Origin of the sequence: Granulicella paludicola, assembly GCF_025685545.1 — a bacterium.
GTDB classification, from domain to species: Bacteria; Acidobacteriota; Terriglobia; order Terriglobales; family Acidobacteriaceae; genus Granulicella; species Granulicella paludicola.
The window spans coordinates 122512-141151 of sequence record NZ_JAGSYC010000020.1 but is presented as its reverse complement, the minus strand read 5'-3'; the positions used below and the strand labels follow the sequence as shown (position 1 = coordinate 141151).

The window sequence follows — 18640 nt, the reverse complement described above, 5'->3', positions numbered from 1 at the left end:
CATTTGTGCTGCGAGAGCCGAAGGCGCGAGCGTACGTTCACGCCTCAACACCACGCAAAAATCCAGCCAGCTGTAACCCCACTTCAGCCTCCTGCCGTCCCTTGCATCGACTGGCACTCAGCAGTTCCTTGAACAAGTGAGGTACCTCATGTCCAACTCCGGGCAAACGACGATCTACGCCTTCCTTCAGAAGCACACACACGAAGAAGGTGAGCACGATCCCCACGACTGGTGCCCCGCGCTCGATCGCCGCGCGGCCGTCCGTCTCCTCAGCCTCTCTGCCCTCGCCGCCGCTACCGGCTGCACCGCGACATCGATCAACGGCAAGGCAACGACCTCCACCACTTCAACAGCAACCACTGCCACAACCACAACCCTCTCTGCATCCGTCACCAGCGTCGCCGCCAATGTAGACGTCACCCTCACCGCCGTCGTCTCCCCCACCGCCGCCACCGGCACGGTCACCTTCTACAATGGCACCACCTCGCTCGGCTCTGCGACTCTCAGCTCCGGCGTCGCCACCCTCACCACTCTCTTCAGCACCGCTGGCACCGAGTCCCTCACAGCTACTTACGCAGGCAGCTCCACCTACGCCGCCAGCACCTCCGCAGCCGTCAGCCTCACCGTCACCTCTACCGCCGCCTGCAGCGTCACGCTCGAAGGCGAAGAAGGCCCCTACTTCGTCGACGACAGCGCCACCGGCTACAACCGTTCCAACATCCTCACCAACCTCGACGGTACCGACTCGCAGACCGGCGTCCCACTCACCCTCACGCTGTATGTCTACGACGCCAAGAACAGCTGCGCCGCCATGCAAAACGTCCAGGTCGACATCTGGCACTGCAATGCCGCAGGCATCTACTCCGCCGAAAGCGTCGAGTCCACCTCATCGCAGTCCTGGCTACGCGGCTATCAGCTCACCGACTCCACCGGCAAGGTCAGCTTCACCACCATCATCCCCGGCTGGTACTCCGGCCGTACGACACACATCCATTTCCGCCTGCGCTCCACCTACGACTCCACCGACACCAGCGGCAGCAACACCATGCAGATCTTCTTCGACCAGACGCTCATCGACACTCTCGCGACCTCCGTCTCGCCCTACTCCTCCGAAGGCACCAACCCCACCACCAATGCCTCCGACCACGTCTACACCGGCGAAGAAGACGGCACCACCCTCGTCACCATGACCGGCAGCACTTCCGCCGGCTACACCACGAGCTTCAACGCCTATCTGCCGATCTAAATTTCACTTTTTGCCTGAGAGAAGAGGGCAAGCGGTCCCGGGGGTTTTGTTTTGATACTCCTCCTCCCGGGACCATTTTTTGCGCCTAACCTACGCGACCTCTTCTCGGACCTCAGTCCGCTTCAGCTTCGGCACGCTGAACAGGCTCCGCGCAAAGTCACCGAAGTTGTCCCCCAGGAATCGCAGGCTCGTGCGCAAAACCGTCGCCGCCAGCACCATCTCGCACACGATCAGCGCCACCGCCGCTCCACGCAACCCAAAGTGCTGCGAGAGCGGCCACGCTGCCGCCAGCGTCAACGACGTCACAGTCAGATAGATCGCCGTAATCTGCTGATGCCGGTTCGTCGCCAGCAGCACCGTAATACTCGTCAGCCACAGCGACGAGAAGATCACCAACAGCAGCATCAGATCCAGCAGCACCGTGTCCGTCGGCACCTTGTGCAGCGTCCAGTGCCCCCATATCCACGGCCCCACCGCCGCCATCACCGCCACAATCGCCACACCCACACCGGTCGAAATCTGGCACGCCCGCCGATGGATCGACCGCGCCAACTCCCAGTCCTCCGCGCCCACCGCAATCGACATCTCCGGCCAGATCGTGTTGCTGATCATCATCATGAACTGCACCGCCGTGCGGCTCACCGTACGCGCCGTCGAGAACACCACCACCGCCACCGGCCCCAGCACATGCCCCACCACCAGCAGGATGCCCGTAAGGTTCATCGCCTGCCCGATCGGCATCGCAAAGAACGACAGCGACGGGCCCAGCAGCCGCTTCAGCGTCTCCCAGCGCGCATGAGCAAACCCGAACCGCAGCCACGGCACCTCACGCCGCAACGCCAGCCACAGCAATAGCGTTCCCACTGCATTCACGCCGAAGTACACCTCCGCCGTCTGCAGCACGCTACCGCCGAGCAACACCGTCCCACTCACCGCCAGAAAACTTCCCAGCAGGATCAGGCTCTTCAAAAACGTCCCGTACACATACTTCGCCACGCACCGAAACGCTGCCTGGTACAGCGTCTCCTGCATACTCAGCAGCGTACTCAGCACCAGCAGCAGGATCACCAGCTTCGTGTCATGCGGTGAAATGCTGTATGTATGCAGCCATCGCTGGAACGGCAGAAACCACACCAGAGCAAGAAACACCGCGCACAGCGCGGCTGAGATCACCGTCGTCAGAGCGAGCACGCTCTGAAACACCTCAAGCGCCTCGTCCTGCTTGCCCGCCGCCATCAGCATCGTCATCTCGTTGCCAGCGGTCGAACCAAAGCCCACATCGCTCAACGCAAAATAACTCGGCACACTGTTCAGCAGAATCCACTCGCCATACAGCGGAGCTCCCCAATGCTTCAGGAAGATCGGCACGCTCAGCACCTGGATCAGCGTCCCCACGCCGCGGCTGAAAATGTTTACGCCAAACCCTGCCGCCAGCCGCTTCTGCACCGCCGACCGCTCCCGACTCACCAGCGCGATGCTCTCCTCTTCGCTACCCACACATCACTCTCCGCAGAATCGCTACCCACCCAACTGGCACTCTATCGTTCCCCTATCTTATCGCCCCCTTCGCCCCTTTCCCTTTGTCATTCCCGAAGGGAATCCGCTTTTGCTTTTGCTTTTGCTGTCGATCTTGCTCTTGCCTTTACTCACTTCCCACTCCCCCACTCGTCCCACTCCCCCCTCAGGCAGTATCCTTAACCCGTGCCCGAGCTCCCCGAAGTAGAAACCGTCGCCAACGGAGTCGACGCCCGTATCCGCGGCCAGCGCATCCTCCGCGTCTGGACCAGCGGCAAGCCCCAGACCTTCAAGTCCCCTGAGTCCGAGCTCGCCGAAACCCTCACCCACGGCGAAATCCTCCGCGTCCGCCGTGTCGGCAAAACCATCGTCGCCGACATCGGCCGCCCAAACCATACTGTCCCCGCACAGCTCCTCATCCACCTCGGCATGACCGGTCGCCTGCTCGTCTCGCAGTCCGAAGTCCCCGTCCCGCTGCATACGCACCTTATCCTCTCCTTAGCCGACGGTCGCGAGCTCCGCTTCGTCGACCCTCGCCGCTTCGGTCGCCTCTCCATCGCGCACGAGCCTTACCTCGGCCCCGGCGCCGAGCCCACCACCATCTCCCCCGACGCTTTCGCCGACCTCTTCAAAGGCCGCAAGCTCGCCATCAAGGCCGCACTGCTCAACCAGTCCATCCTCCATGGCGTCGGCAACATCTACGCCGACGAGAGCCTCTTCCGCGCTGGCATCCGCCCCCGCCGCCAGGCAGGCCGCCTCACCCGCGCCGAACTCCACCGCCTCCACGCAGCCCTGCAGAAGGTCCTCGCCCACGCCATCAAGCTAGGCGGGTCCTCCGTCTCCGACTACGTCGACGCCGACGGCATCCGCGGCTTTTTCCAGCTCGAGCACAAGGTCTACAGCCGCGCTGGCGAACTCTGCCACGACTGCCAGGCCCCCCTCAAAAAGATCATCGTCGGCGGCCGCACCACCATCTACTGCCCCACCTGCCAGCACTAAGGCAGGATCACCCCTCTTCCGGCTTCAGCAATCAACCCGCGTCCAATAGGGAAGATGCCCGTCATTCTGAGCGGAGTTTAGCGTGTTCAAAATGCCTGTCATTCTGAGCGGAACTTATCGCGTTCAAGATGCTTGTCATGCTGAGCGGAGCTTGTCGCGCTCTTGCGACAAGCGGAGTCGAAGAACCCCGAAGAGGCCAGACGTACCTCGAACCTCGGCACCTTCTCACCCCGAATTTCTCCCACAATCCCGCCAAGAAAGCTGATTACTCTTAGAAAGACCAGCTAGAATCAACCCATTCTCCATAGCCTCACCGGGCCTGCGCCATGCGCAATGTTTCGCTCATCCCTCAGCGGAGTTCCCACGATGCGCTCACTCCTACTCGCGCTTCTGCTCGCCACCGCCTCCTTCGGTCAGGCCCCTCACCACGATCCCTTCGCCGCGCTCAAGCCTTCCACACCCGCTGAACGAGCCGTCCTCGCCGCCCTGCAACAGGGCAGCTCCCATCTCATAGCGGATCCACAAGACAACAAGCTCTCCGGCGAGTTCGTCCGCAGCGTCATGTTCATCGATGCCTCCGCCATTCCCTCAAACGCGCTCACCTTTCAGGGCTTCTCCATCAGCCTCGTCAGCATGATCGACGATCACCCCGCCGTCACCCTGGCTCTCCACTTTCTGAACTGCGACTTCCCCGAAGGCGGCAACTTCGGCGGCAACTTCACACGCTCCCTCAACTTCGACACATCCACCTTCAAAGGTTCACTCCGCTTCAACGGCATCCGCTCGCAGGCCAATATCCTGCTCACCGCCATCAGCTTCCCGAAGAGCGCCAGCCTGCTGCTCAGCGACGTTCAGACCACCGGAGACATCTACCTCAACCTCGCCGCCGCCCAGCCCACCAACGTCTCTCTGCTCAGCCTCAAATCCAACAGCTTCGACTTCATCGACCTTCACCCCGGGCTCAAACGAGTCCAGATCCGCTCCGGCACCTTCGACTCGGCTCAAATGCAGTTCCCTGCCTCAAGCCCCAACACGGAACTCGACTTCATGAGCTCCACCGTCGCCCACTGGCTGCGCATCAGCGGCACACTCAAAGACCTCTACCTCGACAGCACCACCGTCGCCGGCACAGCCCAGATTCAATCGCTACCCACCGACACCCTCGAGCTCGACTCCGCCACCTTCAATCTGCTCGCCCTCAAGTCCGACCCCGTTCAGTTGACGCACACCTTCCGCACGCCCACCACCACACTCCGCCTGCCCTCCACCATCTCGCTTGCAGGTGCCAGCTTCAGCCACATCAGCTTCGCCGTGACCGACGCAAAAACTGCCACCGGACAGAGTGCCGTCAACGGCCTGCCCTTCTTCCAGCACGCCGTCTTCTATCAACCCGCCCTGCTCAAATACCAGACGCAGCTACAGGACGAAGGCAACACAGAAGACGCTGCCACCATGAACCGCCTGATCCACCAGATCATGCGCTCGCAGGCCGTCCACGACTCCCCCTGGCTCATCCCGCGCCTCAAGGCCTGCGTCCTCTACGGCCTCGACTTCTTTCAGCAATGGGTCTTCGGCTACGGAGTCAGCATCATCCCGCCGTTCGTCAGCGCAGCTCTCTTCATCGCCCTTGGCACGCTGGTCTTCTTCCGCAAACACGTCATGGAACCCGTCGCTGCCGACTGCGTCCCACCCTCCCCCAACTACTCCGGCTTTTGGTACAGCCTCGAACTCTTCCTGCCCGTCGTCGAACTCGGAGTAGCCAAGTTCTGGCGCCCCCGCGCCGGCGAAGACCATCGCATCCTCTACGCCCGCATCCACCAGCTGGCCGGATGGATCCTCATCCCCGTCATGCTGGGCGTCCTCACCGGCTCACTCAAGTAGACGATCAGGCAGCAGTCTCACGCCGTCGCTTCATCGCAATCGGAACAGCACGCGCGATACGCTCGGCTCGTCTGGGCGTATTCACCGCCTCCCAGAGATCCATCCGACGCTGCGTATTCAGCCAGAAATCCGCCGAGTTCCCAAACACCCGCGCAAGGATCAACGCCGTGTCAGCCGTCATCGCCCGTCGGTCGCGGCATAGCTCATTCACATGCTTCCGCGGCAGACCCGCCTGTTCAGCGAGCTCCCCCTGCGTCAATCCCAGCGGCTCAAGGAACTCCTCCACAAGGATCGTTCCGACCGACACCGGCTTACGTTTTGTTTGCAACATAACTCTGCTCCCTAGCGAAAAGAATGGTCATCGAGGTATAGCTCTCGCGCGTCGCCGCCATCCCACTGGAAGATCAATCGCCAACGCTCATTCACACGGACGGAACAAAATCCTTCGAGCGAGCCGCTCAGCTTCTCAAAATGATTACTGGGCGGAGTACGCAGGTCGGCGTCGCTCCCAGCGTCATCGATCATCTGTAAATTTCGAAAGACTCTATCGCGCAACTCTGAGGGTAGCTTCTTCGAAAACGTGTCGTTGACGAAGAACTCTCTCAGCCACGCGTCGCGCCAGCTCTCGATCATTGAAACTCAATGTACCATTGCACGGTACTACCGCGCCAGCGCCTGCTCCGCCGCCACTGCCGCTCCCAGCACCCGCGTCTCGTGGCTATCGTTCACTACCTCCAGCGCATACCCCTGCAGCGGGCTCATCTTCACCATCTGGTGAAGATAATCCTTCAACATATTCAAATCCAGAAACCGCATGTTGTAGCCTGTCAGAAAGAACCGCCCCGCTCCTCGACTATGGATGCTGTTCGCCGTCGCTGCTGCCAGCGCCTTGTGCCACAGCTTCTTGAAGTCCAGGCACCGCGGGTCCGCATCTTTCTTGTTCGCCTCGGCAAACACCTCTTCCGGCTCCATATCCAGAAACCGCAGCCGCATCGAACGATGCCCCATGATCCCCTCGAGATGTCCCCGCCCGCCGCAGCCGCAGAAGTTCTCCTTCTCATCCAGCGTCACCACGGTATGCCCGTTCTCCCACACGCCCTCGGCAAACGGATACGTCCCAAAACCAATGCCCGTCCCAATCGTCCATACCCGCAGAAAATCATCCATGCGGCCGTGCTTGCTCGCCAGTCCCGCAGCCACAGCATCCGCATCGTTCAACACGTTCACCAGCGCCTTCAGCCCATGGCTCGCCAGTATCTCGGTCAGCTTGGCCTCGATGCGCGCCCCCTTCAGCTGCGGCAGGTTCGGAGCCTCTTCCACCACGCCATTCCGGATCAGCCCCGGCACCGCAATGCCAACCGCCTTGATCTCGCTCTCGCGCCCCTTCGCCACCTGCACCACCAGCTTGCAGATCGACTCGATCACCTGATCGGTCGGCATCTCCACCATCGAGTTGTCGTCGTCGGCATCCATCGCCTCATGCGCCGGGGGCAGGCTCACCACATCGCCCAGAATCTCGTGTCCCACCACAAGACCCGCATACAGGCGCTCCGCCATAATCACACCGATCGTCGTCATCCCGTCACTCTTCGCGGACTCACTCATCACTGGCGTCGCTTCACTCACGGCTGCACCCCTATCGTTCATCGTCTTGAAGCTCCCTCAAACCGTCTTACTCTGTTGTTTCGGTTTTAGCTATTTCAGATGCACCGCGACATCAACCGGCGCATACAAGTCTGAGACACTAGCTTGCGCAACCCCACATCGTCAAACGCATTTCGATCGGCCTTGCCTATAACCGCTCAATCCGGCTCACAACCTGAGCCCCATTACTCCATCAGACGAGCCTCAGACAGGAACGGGCGCAGCCACAAAAGCCACGCCCCCACAGTCTTCCTACGCCCTGTTCCCTACTTCCTGCCTCAATCCAGCTTCGACACCCGATTCAACCCATTGAACGCCGCTACCTTATAGCACTCGGCCAGCGTCGGATAGTTGAACACTGTCTCCACAAAATAATCGAGCTTGCCATTCAACGCCATCACCGCTTGCCCAATGTGCAGCAACTCGCTGGCACCTTCGCCAATGATGTGTACTCCCAGCAGCGCATGGCTCTCGCGATGGAAGATGATCTTCAAACGACCTGTCGTATCGCCGCGGATCTGCCCACGCGCAATCTCGCGGTAGTACGCCACACCCACCTCGTACGGCACATCTTCCTCCGTCAGCTGCTCCTCGGTCTTGCCGATAAAGCTGATCTCCGGAATCGTATAAATGCCATACGGATAGAAGCTCGGATTGCTCACAATGCTGTTGTCGCCAAACGCGCGCGCCGCCGCAATGCGTCCCTGCTCCATCGACACCGACGCCAGCGACGGGAACCCAATCACATCGCCCACCGCAAACACCGCCGGATTCTTCGTCCGGAAATCCTTGTCCACCGGGATACGCCCGCGCGAATCCGACTCAATCCCTGCAGCCGCCAGGTTCAGCTCATCCACATTGCCCTGCCGACCCACGGCATACAGCAGCGCATCACCCTGCAGCTTTTTCTTGCTCTCCAGGTTCGCCACGACGCCACCCTCCGGCGTCTCCTCAACCGACTCCACCTCTTCGTTCAGACGCATCGTCACACGCGCATCCCGCAGGTGATAGCTCAGCGCCTCCACAATCTCCTGGTCCGCAAACTCCAGCAAACGGGGCCGCCGCTCGATCAGCGTTACGCGCACGCCCAGAGCGGCGAACATACAGCAGTACTCCACGCCAATCACACCGCCGCCCACGATGATCATCGTCTTCGGCAGCTGCGGCAAGTCCAGAACCAGATCGCTGTTCACGATCGACGTGCCATTGATCGGCACCTTCGCCGACGCCGCCGGCTTCGTACCCGTCGCGATCAGGACGTTCTTCGCTTCATAAATTGCCGAGCCCTTGCTGTTGGTCACCTTCACATGGGTCGCATCTTCAAAGCTCGCCACACCCACCAGCATCTCGATGTTGTTGCGTGAAAGCTGCGCCTCGGTCACATCGACCTCGGTCTTGATCACATGCTGCACCCGGAACGCCAGGTCCGCCATCGTGATCCGTTCTTTCACCCGGTAGTTCATACCGTAGATCGACTTGTAGTTGTACCCCGACAGATGCAGCACCGCCTCCCGCATCGTCTTCGACGGGATTGTTCCGGTATTGATGCACGCGCCACCCACCACCTCGCGCATCTCCACCAGAGCTACCTTCTTGCCCATCTTGGCGCCATAGATAGCCGCACGCTGCCCTGCTGGGCCAGAACCAATCACGATCAGGTCGTAAACATTCGCCATAAATCTGTCTGTCGACTACTCCGGTAGATTTCTTATGGCCCACTCATCTCGCAACACGTTACGCCATCTTCGACGCCACTTCAAAACGCTGGTTGCTCTATCGACAAAAGGTACCGCTAACTATCATAGCCCTCTTTCGTCAAACCCCCGCCTTACGATAGACCACCAATTCGCATAGCCAAATTCTTCCCACTCTTTGTCTGTCATTCCCGAAGGAAACCTGCTTCTGCTCCCGCCGCTTGTCATCCCGCGGGGAATCTGCTTCTGCCTTTGTTTATCATTCCGAAGGGCATCCGCCTCTGTCTTCGTTTGTCATTCCGCAGCGAAGCGAAGGAATCTGCATTGGCCTCTGCTCTTTTGTTTTGTCGTTCCCGAAGAGCCTGCCCTGAGCGAAGTCGAACGGGGAATCTGCGTCTGTCTCTTTTTGTCATTCCGTAGCGAAGCGAAGGAATCTGCATTGGCCTTTGCTTTCGTTTTGTCCCTCCGAAGCGAATCTGCGTCTGCGCTTGTATCCACCGTCTCCTCTACACTCTGATCTTGATGCTCCGCTACGCCATCGTCGACGGTTCATACCTCATAGGAGACGCAGGTCGTCTTGCCGCTGACGGCGTCGACTACATTCAACTCCGCGCAAAGTCCCTGTCCGCAGGAGCGGTCCTCGATCTCGCACGATGCATTCTCCATGACATCGCCGAAATTCCCACCGCCCCCACCCGCCTCCTCATCAACTCCCGCGCCGACATCGCCCTCGCCACCCCCGCCCACGGCGTCCACCTCACCTCTGCCCCCGACGAACTCACCCCCACAGAAATCCGCCACCTCTACGCCGCTGCTCCCTACTCCCTGTTCCCTACTCCCTGCATCTCCCTCTCCTGCCACAGCCTCGCCGACATCGCCCGAGCCCGCACCCTCGCCCCCGACCTCATCCTCTTCGGCCCCATCTTCGAAAAGCGCGTCTCCGGCGAACTCGTCCAGCCTGGCATTGGCTTAAAAGCCCTCGCCGCCGCCGTCCACGCCGCTGGAGACATCCCCGTCCTAGCCCTCGGTGGCATCACCCACGAAAACACTCCCGCCTGCCTAGCCGCCGGAGCCGCAGGCATCGCCGCCATCCGCCTCTTTGCGTGAACCCTGATGCCGCGGCGTTCTTTAGAAAGAAACCTGTCATCCTGAGCGGAGTTTGGCGCGGCTTCTTGCGACAAACGCAGTCGAAGGACCCCGAGGGCGCTGTTCCCTGCCCTCATCGTCCGCACCTTTTAGCCAGCACCCCAGCAGCGCCTCAGACTCACCGGACTACCCCGCTCCCGTGCAGCGCACCGACCCTTTGACCACAGTGTGGTCCGCGCCTCGCAGGTCGAACTGTACCCCCCAGCCCCACACATCGTCCCCGTCGCTGTGGCGCACCGTTACCGAGCTCCGCCATAGCGGCTCTCCATTTGCCGCTGCCGCCGCAACCGCCGATATGTCCAGCCAGTTTCCGCCCTTCGGATCATTCTGCTCCGCCAGGAAACCGCTCAGGTAGTCGCCTATATTTACATCCCGCGTATCGGTGCCAACCCCGGAACACGAAGCATCGCTGCCAAGCGCAACATCCTGCAACTGCAACACTGCTCGCACAATCTCCTTATGCGTCGGCGGCACCTTCGGGTCGAACGCCGCCACGCGGTCAACAATGACCACCGGATCATTCCGATGAAGAAACCGCGATGCGCTCTTGCACGAAGCAAGGCATGCGCAGCACGCAAGCAAAGCAACAAGATGTCTCTTCATGGAATCAGCGCTCCAAAAAACAGGGCGCTATCCTGCACCGTCGGGTAATGTTTGATGAACTCCTCCGGCGTCTGCGTCACCACCTTGTGGTGTGAATTCGAGTAGTGCCAGATTGTCCCGCCGATAAAAATCCCAATATGCTTCTTAGGAATGTTCTCCATCACCTTCTTCGCAACATTGACGTTGCTGGCGCCGGTCACAAACACCAGACAGGGACTCAGCGTAGCCGGCCTGTCTGCCCAGGCACCCACTGAGGGACACTTCGCGAACACCTCATGCACCCTGATATTCATTCCCGGATTCTTTCCATGGCCAGCCAGCTGGCAGTTGTAGCCAAACCTGTAGTTCATGGCATGGCTCACAAAGTGCGCGCAGTGATTGTCGTTCGGTGCAACGAATCCGTTATTGCAGATGGCAGAGATGTTTTTGCCCAGGTACGCATTCAGATCGCTTGGCGTGATCATCGAGGCTCCTCGGTATAAGTCGTTCGCTCTCATCCACGAAGGATCAAAGCCTATACGGGGCCCGGCGACCATTCTTCTCGCATCAACACGAAATGGCAATTGAAATCTTGAAAGCGACTCCGGACTTCACGAGCTTGGGCTGAACTCAATCTAAGGACGAGTGCCTTGAAATGCTGTCAAGCCCCCAGGAGCCTCTGCCATCTCGTAAACCAAACAAAACAGGCCACTAAACGCTTGAAAAATAAATGCACTTTCTAAGTATCGGCTTTCTATAATGGTATTAGGAGATAAAAGCAGGAAAAGACGGGTCGAACACGGCCACGGCACGGTCAGAGGAAGGTCTCTCTAGCGACGCACGAAGTCCAGTCTTACCTCAATCGATTGAAGACTTTAGCTCGAAAGTATGGGGGGGAGAGGGGGGTACCTACCAACTCGTCCCAGACTGCCGAAACCCGGTCCGCCAGCTCCGCAACATCCGCATCGTTCTGAACGACAAGACACTCAGCCGCATGAACTTCGGTATGCTGCAAAGCCAATCTACGCCGCGCATCAGCCTCAAGCGCAACTCGCTCCTCGGCTGAAAGCTCTCGACCAGCAGCGACACGCTCGACATAGCGAGCAATCTTCTGCGCTTCCGGCGCAACCACCAGAACAACGCGATCAAACCGCGACCGCAGCTCTTCCGGCGTCGTTCCGTAAGCACTGAAGATCAAAGCCGACTCGACAACCACCACTTTGTCAGTCCCTGCGAACTTCGCCACAGCTTCAGCCTGAGCCGCAAGAACAGCAGGATGCACAATCGCATTCAACTCTTCCACCCGCGGCGCTTGCGGATCGAACGCCAGCTCCGCAAGCCTGCGGCGATCGAGCGTTCCAGCCGCAGCGACAACACCGCTTCCAAACTGCTCGACAATCGCCGCAAACACAGCTTCGCCAGGCTGCATCATCGCGCGGCCCATCTCGTCGGACGAGAGCACGATCGCTCCGCGCTCAGCGAGCATCCTGGCAACAGTCGACTTCCCGCTGCCAAGATCGCCCGTCAGACCGACGCGGAGCATCGAAGCTAGCTCTTCCGCCGCAGCTTCGCAGCCTTCACGGTATTCGACATCAGCATCGCAATGGTCAGCGCGCCGACTCCGCCCGGAACCGGCGTGAACGCGCTCGACACCGCGAACGCCGCAGGATCGACATCGCCGACGATGCTGCTGCCGCGCTTCTCAAAGCCCTCGCGGCGCTTCTCGTTGCCGGGGAAGAACCGCTCCACATCCTCAGCCTTATCGAGCCGATTGATCCCCACGTCGATGATCGTCGCTCCAGGCTTCACCATATCGGCAGTCACAAAACCAGGCCTTCCAATCGCAGCAATCAGAATGTCCGCCTCACGCGTAACAGCAGGCAGATCCTTCGTCTTCGAGTGACAGATCGTGACCGTCGCGCTCTCGTTGATGAGCATCGACGCGACAGGCTTGCCAACAATGTTCGAGCGACCGATCACCACGGCGTTCTGTCCAGCAATGGCGATCTTGCTGCGCTTCAGCACCTCGATAATGCCCGCAGGCGTGCACGGAGCAAGCACCTCATCCGGCGAAGCTCCGCTAAGCAGACGACCCGCATTGATCGGATGAAATCCATCGACATCCTTCTCAGGCAGCACGGCGTCGAGCAACTTATTGGTGTCGACGTGCGCGGGCAAAGGCAGCTGGATCAGGATGCCGTCAATGTCGTCACGCTTGTTCAGCGAGTCGACCAGCGCCAGCAGTTCTTCCGTTGTCGATTCAGCGACAGGCGTGAGCATCTCCGAATAGATCCCGAGCTCGCCGCAGGTCTTCACCTTGCTGCGAACGTAAATCTGCGAGGCAGGAACCTCGCCTACAAGGATCACGGCGAGCCCCGGCGTATAGCCCTGCGCAAGCGCCTCCGTAACCTGTTGTGCTACTTCAGCCTTGATCTCGGCGGCGATGGCGATGCCGTCCAATACACGTGGTTTTTCCGTTCCAAACGTCATACCTACAGCATATCGCGACAACGGAGAGTACGAGCTCCCTGAGGCTTCGCTATGAGGAAACGGCGACGCTACTCAACGCGATAGCGATGTACCTTAGCGCGACACAGCACAGGAACACACAGGCAGCTCCGATAAAGGAGCCATGTAGTTGAGCTGCAAATAAGACGCCGCTGCAACCCGCTGCCGTCGCTTCGACTCCAACCATACATAGGGATCGTTCCTTGCATGTCGAGCAGCACAAAGAAACAGGATGAAACGAGGACCTACTTTATGACTGAACCCACAGACATCTGTGATGTGGAACGATTTGCTCCTATGGAGCTGATGATGCTGCATACCAGGCTGTCCGGAGCGCAGGTGGATTCATTCCAGGCTGCTGAGATCGTGGCGGACTTTTTGAGCGGTCGCGGCTATGGCGTCTCGAAGCATGAGGCGCGGCAGTTAGTAGCACGCATCGACAGCAATCGGTGCTCGGTGGAACACATCCAGGCAGAGCTGGAACGGGTAGCGCGGGTGATGTAGCCAACGAGCTGTTGCCTACTGCATCAGCTCGCCTTCAGGCTCATCGGTGGGTGAGTCGATTTCGGCCTGAAAGCCTTCGAGCAGACGCTCCAGAAAAGCCTCTTCATCGAACTCCTTGCGCTGCATAGCCTCAGCGTTGACGATGTGTCGGGCCAGATCGGCCAGCACAATACCCCACGCAAACGGATCTTCCCAAACACCCGAGCGCAAAGAGACGTGTTGCCCTTCATTGGCAACCCACACACGAAGAAGTTCAAACGCGCCGCTATCGCCTGCTGCCGCTGGGGGTGGATCGAGAAACTTGGGACTCGCCATAGCAATCGTCTCCTTCGACTTTTTTACCGCACAATACCCATTGGAACACTGCAGAGGAATTGCGGCTATTCTAGCGAGCCGCAAGCGCAGCTTCGATGCCGCTGTTCACGTCAGCCTTGGCAAACTCCGCGGCTACGCGGATCGCATTCATGATCGCGCGCTCGTTGGAAGAGCCATGTCCCACAATACAGACGCCGCGAACACCTAGCAGCGGCGCTCCGCCGTATTCCGAGTAGTCGAGACGCTTCTTGAAGTTGTCAAAGGCTTTCTTGCTCAGCAAAGCTCCCACCTGCGAGGTCACCGTCGACTTCAGGCTCTCACGCAGCGACGAGCGCACCAGCCGAGCAAGACCTTCGCTGGTCTTCAACGCAACGTTGCCGATAAAGCCATCGCACACCACAACATCAGCAGCGCCGTTGTAAAGATCGCGACCTTCTACGTTACCCAGAAAGTTGAGAGGAAGTGCCTTCAATAACGGGAAAGTGTCCCGCGTGAGCGAGTTGCCCTTGGTCTCTTCTTCACCGATGGAGAGCAGACCGACGCGGGGGTTGGCGATGCGCAGCACGTTCTTGGAATATTGCTGGCCCATCACCGCGAACTGCACGAGATTCTCTGGATCGCAATCGACGTTCGCACCGACATCCAGCAGGACGCACGGATTCTTCGTCGAGGTCGGCAGCACGCTGGCCAGCGCGGGGCGATCGACTCCACCGAGGGAACCAAGCACCATCTTTGCGGTAGCCATCGCCGCACCAGTGTTACCGGCGGTGACAAAACCATTGGCACGGCCTTCGCGCACCATCTTCAGGCCAACACGCATCGACGAATCGCGCTTGGAGCGGACGGCCTGCGCGGCCTTGTCCTCCATGCTGATCCACTCGCTTGCCTGGACTATAAAGATGGGCAGCTTTCTGCCGCCGGAATGAGCGCGCAGCGCCTCTCGCAGCTTCGGACGCACCAACTCCTCCGGGCCCACGAGGTGGACACGGACGTCAAGGTGGCGAGCAGCAAGTATGGCGCCGCGAATCTCCGGATCAGGGGCCTTGTCAGACCCCATTGCGTCAAGAACGATGTCGATTGGCATCAGTGCTTCACTACAGATGGAAGGGGCTTCGCTGCGTTTGTTTTAGAGAACAGAGACTAAGCTGCGTTCTTCGCAACTACGGTCGCACGACCCTTGTACTGACCGCAAGCCTTGCAAGCGCGGTGAGGAAGCTTCTTCTCACCACAGTTGGGGCAGTTGGAAACTCCGGTCGGAGTGAGGAAGTCGTGGCTGCGGCGCTTTGCGGTGCGCTGCTTGGAGTGGCGCCGTTTCGGATTAGGCATGATGAAACCTCTTCTGGGCCGCGAGAACGAGGTTCATCGCAAGGCCGAAATCTTGATGCTACTTTTATCTTGATCAGGCTTTCGTGCCGACCTTGAGCCCAGCGAGTAAAGCGAGCCGGGGATCAGTCTGCTTCTCCGCGCACTCGCAGGTAGCGAGGTTGCGATTGATGCCGCAGTGCGGACAAAGACCCTTGCAGTCAGGCTGACAGAGTGTGCGTCCGGGCAGAGTTAAAACTACCTGCTCACGAACGGCGTCTTCCAGCGACAAACCGCTTGAACCATAATAACCGATTTCTGTCTCATCTTCCGAAATTGCTCGCTCTCCGGGCTCATCATCTGCGCCGCCGGGGCGAAAAATGAGGTCGAAGTCGAGATTTACGTTCTGAGGGACAGGTTCGATGCAGCGAGCACACTGCTGCGTGAAGTGGCCTTTGACATGAGCGCGGAGGCGAATGTCCTCAACAATGTTCTTCGGGCCGCGGTTTTCGAGGAGAATATCGGCTTCTCCCTTGACCTTGAGCGGCCCGACCTGTTCGATGTCTGGAGCGTAGTCGATTGTGCCTGGTTCGATGACTTCGTCCAGTTTGAGTGGCTCGTCGACGAGTTGCGAAGGTGTGATGAGCATACGTTCAGCGTAGGACCTGCGGAGTTGCGCGTCAATGCGCGGGTGTTGCTGATAGTTTGGTGGAAACGGGAGAATGCGCGATGGGAAGGCCAAACGAGATCAATTTGTCAGTGGAGAAGTATGTGATTGGCCTGATTGTCCGCGGGCTTATGTACTTGATTGTGCTGGTGATTGCCGCGTATCCGATCGATTGGGCGATCTGGAAGGCTCGTGTTGCAGCTGGCGGCGGAATGGGACAAGTTCAGGTGAGCCAAATGACTGCGGCCGAGATGAAGGGTGGAAAAGAGTCGTATTACTTCGATGGGACTTCGATGGTCGATTGCAGCAGCTCGCTGTTTCCGCAGGCTGGAGCTGGAGCTTGCTGGTGGGTAAAGCGACATCCTGTGGTGACAGAAAGGTACTAAAAAGTACCCCCTTCCCCTCCCATACTTTTGAGCCAAAGTATTGATGCACAAAGGGTTGACCGGGGTCCTCGGATTGCACTAAATGTGCACTAAAAACAGGGCACCGACTTTTAAATCGGTGCCCTGCTCCATCCAATTAGTAGCGTGGAGGAGGTGGTGGGGGCGGTCCCTGGTGGAGGAACTGTTCGTAGCCCCGGCGGAAACCGTCGCGGTAGTCTCCCCAGGCGGGGCCGGGGACGGGCGGATTGCGGAAGCGCGGGTGGTGGGCGAAGTTCGGCGGACGGCCAGCGGCCACGTCGTTGCGTGCGGCCTCAAAGCCATCGTGGATGCCCTGATCGTGGATCTGGACGCCCGGAGGCGGCGCGGCGTAGTACGGCTGCGGATGCGAGCAGCCAACGGCCGCGAAGGCAGCTGCGGAGAGCAGGGATATTGCGAGGATCTTCTTCATCGACACTCCTTTACGGGCAAACTGCCCACGCTCGCATAGACCCGCTCAGGAGATAAAGTTGCGGCATCAAGAAAAAACCCCATGCCTCAGAATCGAGACATGGGGCACCCAGCTTTGGCTGGTTCGTGATTAGTTGATGGAGATGCCGCCGTTGGTGGTTTCAAACTGGATGGTGGGGCCGCCGTTGCCCAGCTTGGTGTCGATGTCGCGGCGGTGGATGCCGGACTGATCTGCGCCGGGGAGGTTGATGTGCGTGCCGCCATTGGTGGTGCTGGCCACCAGGTGGGCGGAGTAGTTCGCGGGCGCGCTGATCTCGACGCCGCCGTTGGTCGTGGTGGCGGAGAGGCCGCTTCCCTGCCAGCCGGGGCCGTCGAGCGAGGCGTGGATGCCGCCGTTGGTGGTGGTGAGGTGGACATCTCCAGCGAGATGCTCGAAGTGGACGCCGCCGTTGGTGGTTTCGCCGCGGATGGCTCCGTTGAGCGCGACGAGCGAGAGGCCGCCGTTCATGGTGTGGAAGTTGCCAGCAAGGTTATGCGGGACGCGGAGCTTGAAGCTGACCGACCAGCTGCGGCCGCCGTGGGTCTGGGGGCCGTGGGCTTCGACGGTGCCGCCGGTCGAGACGGAGACCTCGTGCAGGAGCGAGGCGGCCTCGGACTGGCTGCCGGCGCGGGCGGTGACACGGGCTTCGAGGTAGATGTCGTGGCGGTCTTCGCCGATGACCTCGATGCCGCCGTTCTGGCCGTTGACGTTGAGGTGTCCGCCAGCGAGGGGGAAGGTGGCGGAGCGGACCTCGCAGACCTGCTCACCGCCGCCCATGACGCGGGCGAGGAAGCTGTGGTCACCGCCGTTGTCGTCGGTGCAGGGCTTAGCGGACTGGGCGTGGAGCGAGAGGCTAGCGGCGGCGCAGAGCGCGGCGGCGGAGATGAGGGTGTTGAGGCGCATGAGGGTCTCCTTCGATTGCGGTTCGAGAGGAGATACGCGTGGGGTGGGGCTGTGGTTCCCAGGGATTTCGGGGAAACGGCAGATGGAAGCAGTTATCATCTGGTGATAGTATCGAGAAGTGAAGCACGATCCGAGCCTCGATACCCTGCTTCTTCTCGATGGTGAGCGGTTCGTCGTTGAGGGTGGTTTCTGGGTGAAGTTTGAGGTGAAGCGTATGCCTTCCACGCCGGAGCGTCCCCACGGCCTGGACTACTCGCTGACGTTGCATGATGGCGATGGGGAGCGTCTGCTGGGTTTCGATAACGCCCACGCGATCCGTGAAGGCTCCGGCCCCGGCGCTCGCACGCGCATTGAGTACGACCACAAGCACAAGGGTGAGCGTGTCCGCTTTTACGACTACCAGGATGCCGTGACACTGCTGACTGACTTCTGGACAGAGGTCGATGTGATTTTGAAGGAGAGAGGAGCCAAGCCGTGAAGTCGTTGAAGATCGGAATCCTACCCCGAGAGAAGTACAAGGCGCGGACGCTGGCCATCGCGAAGGGCGAGTACGTGCCCGCGAAGGACGAGCCGAAGGTCTGGTTTGAGTCGGTGAAGTCGATGTCGCAGGTGCTGTCGGAGGAGAACCGGGCGTTGCTCAAGCTGATCCTGGAGACGGAGCCGAAGTCGCTGGTAGAGCTGGCGGAGCGGTCGGGCCGTGCGCCGTCGAACCTGTCGCGCACACTGCGGACGATGGAGCGCTATGGGCTGGTCCACTTTGAGCAGGGATCGAACCGGCAACTTGCGCCGCGGGTAGATTACTCGGGTGTGGCGTTTGAGATGTCGTTCTCTTAGAGGCGGGGGCGCTGCACCAGCATCCTG

Annotated in this window: 23 protein-coding genes; 8 read left to right on the top strand and 15 right to left on the bottom strand. The window is 59.9% G+C overall.

What is annotated here, in order from left to right; translation table 11 throughout:
* Positions 1-148: 148 nt before the first annotated feature.
* Positions 149-1246, top strand: a complete 1098-nt coding sequence (locus OHL14_RS03840) for an Ig-like domain repeat protein (RefSeq protein WP_263377996.1) — start codon at positions 149-151, stop codon at positions 1244-1246.
* A 90-nt stretch (positions 1247-1336) separates the two neighbouring features.
* On the opposite strand, the gene OHL14_RS03835 is transcribed toward OHL14_RS03840, so the two are convergent.
* Positions 1337-2743, bottom strand: a complete 1407-nt coding sequence (locus OHL14_RS03835) for a lipopolysaccharide biosynthesis protein (protein ID WP_263377995.1) — start codon at positions 2741-2743, stop codon at positions 1337-1339.
* A gap of 204 nt (positions 2744-2947) precedes the next feature.
* Here OHL14_RS03835 and mutM point away from each other — a divergent pair, with 204 nt between their 5' ends.
* Together mutM and OHL14_RS03825 are read left to right on the top strand one after the other, a co-directional pair.
* The gene (gene mutM, locus OHL14_RS03830) at positions 2948-3760 is read left to right on the top strand and encodes a bifunctional DNA-formamidopyrimidine glycosylase/DNA-(apurinic or apyrimidinic site) lyase (RefSeq protein ID WP_263377994.1); all 813 of its coding nucleotides are present in this window, start codon (positions 2948-2950) and stop codon (positions 3758-3760) included.
* A gap of 366 nt (positions 3761-4126) precedes the next feature.
* Positions 4127-5641, top strand: coding sequence for a hypothetical protein (locus OHL14_RS03825; protein ID WP_263377993.1), 1515 nt, complete (start codon positions 4127-4129; stop codon positions 5639-5641).
* Positions 5642-5645: 4 nt separating this feature from the next.
* On the opposite strand, the gene OHL14_RS03820 is transcribed toward OHL14_RS03825, so the two are convergent.
* From OHL14_RS03820 to sthA, 4 genes are all read right to left on the bottom strand, one after another.
* Positions 5646-5972 carry a HigA family addiction module antitoxin gene (locus tag OHL14_RS03820; protein WP_263377992.1) on the bottom strand — a complete coding sequence of 109 codons (327 nt, stop codon included), beginning with the start codon at positions 5970-5972 and terminating at the stop codon, positions 5646-5648.
* 11 nt (positions 5973-5983) lie between these two features.
* The gene (locus OHL14_RS03815) at positions 5984-6274 is read right to left on the bottom strand and encodes a type II toxin-antitoxin system RelE/ParE family toxin (protein ID WP_263377991.1); all 291 of its coding nucleotides are present in this window, start codon (positions 6272-6274) and stop codon (positions 5984-5986) included.
* A gap of 27 nt (positions 6275-6301) precedes the next feature.
* The gene (locus OHL14_RS03810; RefSeq protein WP_317890391.1) at positions 6302-7288 is read right to left on the bottom strand and encodes an ROK family protein; all 987 of its coding nucleotides are present in this window, start codon (positions 7286-7288) and stop codon (positions 6302-6304) included.
* Between the two features lie 275 nt (positions 7289-7563).
* Positions 7564-8961, bottom strand: coding sequence for a Si-specific NAD(P)(+) transhydrogenase (sthA, locus tag OHL14_RS03805; RefSeq protein WP_263377990.1), 1398 nt, complete (start codon positions 8959-8961; stop codon positions 7564-7566).
* A 540-nt stretch (positions 8962-9501) separates the two neighbouring features.
* Here sthA and OHL14_RS03800 point away from each other — a divergent pair.
* Positions 9502-10086 carry a thiamine phosphate synthase gene (locus OHL14_RS03800; protein ID WP_263377989.1) on the top strand — a complete coding sequence of 195 codons (585 nt, stop codon included), beginning with the start codon at positions 9502-9504 and terminating at the stop codon, positions 10084-10086.
* Positions 10087-10251: 165 nt separating this feature from the next.
* On the opposite strand, the gene OHL14_RS03795 is transcribed toward OHL14_RS03800, so the two are convergent.
* The 4 genes from OHL14_RS03795 to OHL14_RS03780 form a co-directional block, all read right to left on the bottom strand.
* Entirely contained in the window at positions 10252-10638 is a 387-nt protein-coding gene (locus OHL14_RS03795; RefSeq protein ID WP_263377988.1) for a hypothetical protein, read from the bottom strand.
* Positions 10639-10724: 86 nt separating this feature from the next.
* Entirely contained in the window at positions 10725-11192 is a 468-nt protein-coding gene (locus tag OHL14_RS03790; protein ID WP_263377987.1) for a hypothetical protein, read from the bottom strand.
* A 368-nt stretch (positions 11193-11560) separates the two neighbouring features.
* Positions 11561-12250: a dephospho-CoA kinase gene (coaE, locus tag OHL14_RS03785; RefSeq protein WP_263377986.1), complete on the bottom strand. Its 690-nt coding sequence runs from the start codon at positions 12248-12250 to the stop codon at positions 11561-11563.
* 5 nt (positions 12251-12255) lie between these two features.
* Positions 12256-13197, bottom strand: a complete 942-nt coding sequence (locus OHL14_RS03780; protein WP_263377985.1) for a bifunctional 5,10-methylenetetrahydrofolate dehydrogenase/5,10-methenyltetrahydrofolate cyclohydrolase — start codon at positions 13195-13197, stop codon at positions 12256-12258.
* A gap of 270 nt (positions 13198-13467) precedes the next feature.
* On the opposite strand from OHL14_RS03780, the gene OHL14_RS03775 reads away from it, so the two are divergent.
* Positions 13468-13719 (top strand): hypothetical protein, encoded by a 252-nt coding sequence (locus OHL14_RS03775; protein WP_263377984.1) that lies wholly within the window; start codon positions 13468-13470, stop codon positions 13717-13719.
* 15 nt (positions 13720-13734) lie between these two features.
* Here the strand turns inward: OHL14_RS03775 and OHL14_RS03770 are convergent, their stop codons facing one another.
* From OHL14_RS03770 to OHL14_RS03755, 4 genes are all read right to left on the bottom strand, one after another.
* Positions 13735-14034 carry a DUF5076 domain-containing protein gene (locus OHL14_RS03770; protein WP_263377983.1) on the bottom strand — a complete coding sequence of 100 codons (300 nt, stop codon included), beginning with the start codon at positions 14032-14034 and terminating at the stop codon, positions 13735-13737.
* A 70-nt stretch (positions 14035-14104) separates the two neighbouring features.
* Positions 14105-15118, bottom strand: coding sequence for a phosphate acyltransferase PlsX (gene plsX, locus OHL14_RS03765; protein WP_263377982.1), 1014 nt, complete (start codon positions 15116-15118; stop codon positions 14105-14107).
* 56 nt (positions 15119-15174) lie between these two features.
* The gene (rpmF, locus tag OHL14_RS03760) at positions 15175-15360 is read right to left on the bottom strand and encodes a 50S ribosomal protein L32 (RefSeq protein ID WP_263377981.1); all 186 of its coding nucleotides are present in this window, start codon (positions 15358-15360) and stop codon (positions 15175-15177) included.
* A gap of 73 nt (positions 15361-15433) precedes the next feature.
* On the bottom strand, positions 15434-15985 hold the full coding sequence (locus OHL14_RS03755) for a YceD family protein (RefSeq protein WP_263377980.1): 552 nt from the start codon (positions 15983-15985) through the stop codon (positions 15434-15436).
* 80 nt (positions 15986-16065) lie between these two features.
* Here OHL14_RS03755 and OHL14_RS03750 point away from each other — a divergent pair, with 80 nt between their 5' ends.
* Positions 16066-16389: a hypothetical protein gene (locus OHL14_RS03750; RefSeq protein WP_263377979.1), complete on the top strand. Its 324-nt coding sequence runs from the start codon at positions 16066-16068 to the stop codon at positions 16387-16389.
* A 136-nt stretch (positions 16390-16525) separates the two neighbouring features.
* Here OHL14_RS03750 and OHL14_RS03745 read toward each other — a convergent pair whose 3' ends face one another.
* Positions 16526-16837: a hypothetical protein gene (locus OHL14_RS03745; RefSeq protein WP_263377978.1), complete on the bottom strand. Its 312-nt coding sequence runs from the start codon at positions 16835-16837 to the stop codon at positions 16526-16528.
* A gap of 129 nt (positions 16838-16966) precedes the next feature.
* Positions 16967-17779: a DUF4097 domain-containing protein gene (locus OHL14_RS03740; RefSeq protein WP_263377977.1), complete on the bottom strand. Its 813-nt coding sequence runs from the start codon at positions 17777-17779 to the stop codon at positions 16967-16969.
* A gap of 118 nt (positions 17780-17897) precedes the next feature.
* Between OHL14_RS03740 and OHL14_RS03735 the strand changes: the two genes are divergently transcribed.
* Both OHL14_RS03735 and OHL14_RS03730 read left to right on the top strand, forming a co-directional pair.
* Positions 17898-18257, top strand: a complete 360-nt coding sequence (locus OHL14_RS03735; RefSeq protein WP_263377976.1) for a toxin-antitoxin system TumE family protein — start codon at positions 17898-17900, stop codon at positions 18255-18257.
* On the top strand, positions 18254-18613 hold the full coding sequence (locus tag OHL14_RS03730) for an HVO_A0114 family putative DNA-binding protein (protein WP_263377975.1): 360 nt from the start codon (positions 18254-18256) through the stop codon (positions 18611-18613). The genes OHL14_RS03735 and OHL14_RS03730 overlap by 4 nt, the downstream gene beginning before the upstream one ends.
* Positions 18614-18640 lie beyond the last annotated feature (27 nt).

Excerpts from the sequence above, each read along its gene's own strand:
- OHL14_RS03815 (WP_263377991.1), bottom strand. The coding sequence starts at position 6,274 with ATGATCGAGAGCTGGCGCGACGCGTGGCTGAGAGAGTTCTTCGTCAAC.
- OHL14_RS03820 (WP_263377992.1), bottom strand. The coding sequence starts at position 5,972 with ATGTTGCAAACAAAACGTAAGCCGGTGTCGGTCGGAACGATCCTTGTG.
- OHL14_RS03755 (WP_263377980.1), bottom strand. The coding sequence starts at position 15,985 with ATGCTCATCACACCTTCGCAACTCGTCGACGAGCCACTCAAACTGGAC.
- OHL14_RS03800 (WP_263377989.1), top strand. The coding sequence starts at position 9,502 with ATGCTCCGCTACGCCATCGTCGACGGTTCATACCTCATAGGAGACGCA.
- OHL14_RS03745 (WP_263377978.1), bottom strand. The coding sequence starts at position 16,837 with ATGAAGAAGATCCTCGCAATATCCCTGCTCTCCGCAGCTGCCTTCGCG.
- sthA (WP_263377990.1), bottom strand. The coding sequence starts at position 8,961 with ATGGCGAATGTTTACGACCTGATCGTGATTGGTTCTGGCCCAGCAGGG.
- OHL14_RS03840 (WP_263377996.1), top strand. The coding sequence starts at position 149 with ATGTCCAACTCCGGGCAAACGACGATCTACGCCTTCCTTCAGAAGCAC.
- plsX (WP_263377982.1), bottom strand. The coding sequence starts at position 15,118 with ATGCCAATCGACATCGTTCTTGACGCAATGGGGTCTGACAAGGCCCCT.
- OHL14_RS03780 (WP_263377985.1), bottom strand. The coding sequence starts at position 13,197 with ATGACGTTTGGAACGGAAAAACCACGTGTATTGGACGGCATCGCCATC.
- OHL14_RS03770 (WP_263377983.1), bottom strand. The coding sequence starts at position 14,034 with ATGGCGAGTCCCAAGTTTCTCGATCCACCCCCAGCGGCAGCAGGCGAT.
- OHL14_RS03825 (WP_263377993.1), top strand. The coding sequence starts at position 4,127 with ATGCGCTCACTCCTACTCGCGCTTCTGCTCGCCACCGCCTCCTTCGGT.
- OHL14_RS03790 (WP_263377987.1), bottom strand. The coding sequence starts at position 11,192 with ATGATCACGCCAAGCGATCTGAATGCGTACCTGGGCAAAAACATCTCT.
- coaE (WP_263377986.1), bottom strand. The coding sequence starts at position 12,250 with ATGCTCCGCGTCGGTCTGACGGGCGATCTTGGCAGCGGGAAGTCGACT.
- OHL14_RS03810 (WP_317890391.1), bottom strand. The coding sequence starts at position 7,288 with ATGAACGATAGGGGTGCAGCCGTGAGTGAAGCGACGCCAGTGATGAGT.
- OHL14_RS03740 (WP_263377977.1), bottom strand. The coding sequence starts at position 17,779 with ATGCGCCTCAACACCCTCATCTCCGCCGCCGCGCTCTGCGCCGCCGCT.
- OHL14_RS03750 (WP_263377979.1), top strand. The coding sequence starts at position 16,066 with ATGGGAAGGCCAAACGAGATCAATTTGTCAGTGGAGAAGTATGTGATT.
- rpmF (WP_263377981.1), bottom strand. The coding sequence starts at position 15,360 with ATGCCTAATCCGAAACGGCGCCACTCCAAGCAGCGCACCGCAAAGCGC.
- OHL14_RS03775 (WP_263377984.1), top strand. The coding sequence starts at position 13,468 with ATGACTGAACCCACAGACATCTGTGATGTGGAACGATTTGCTCCTATG.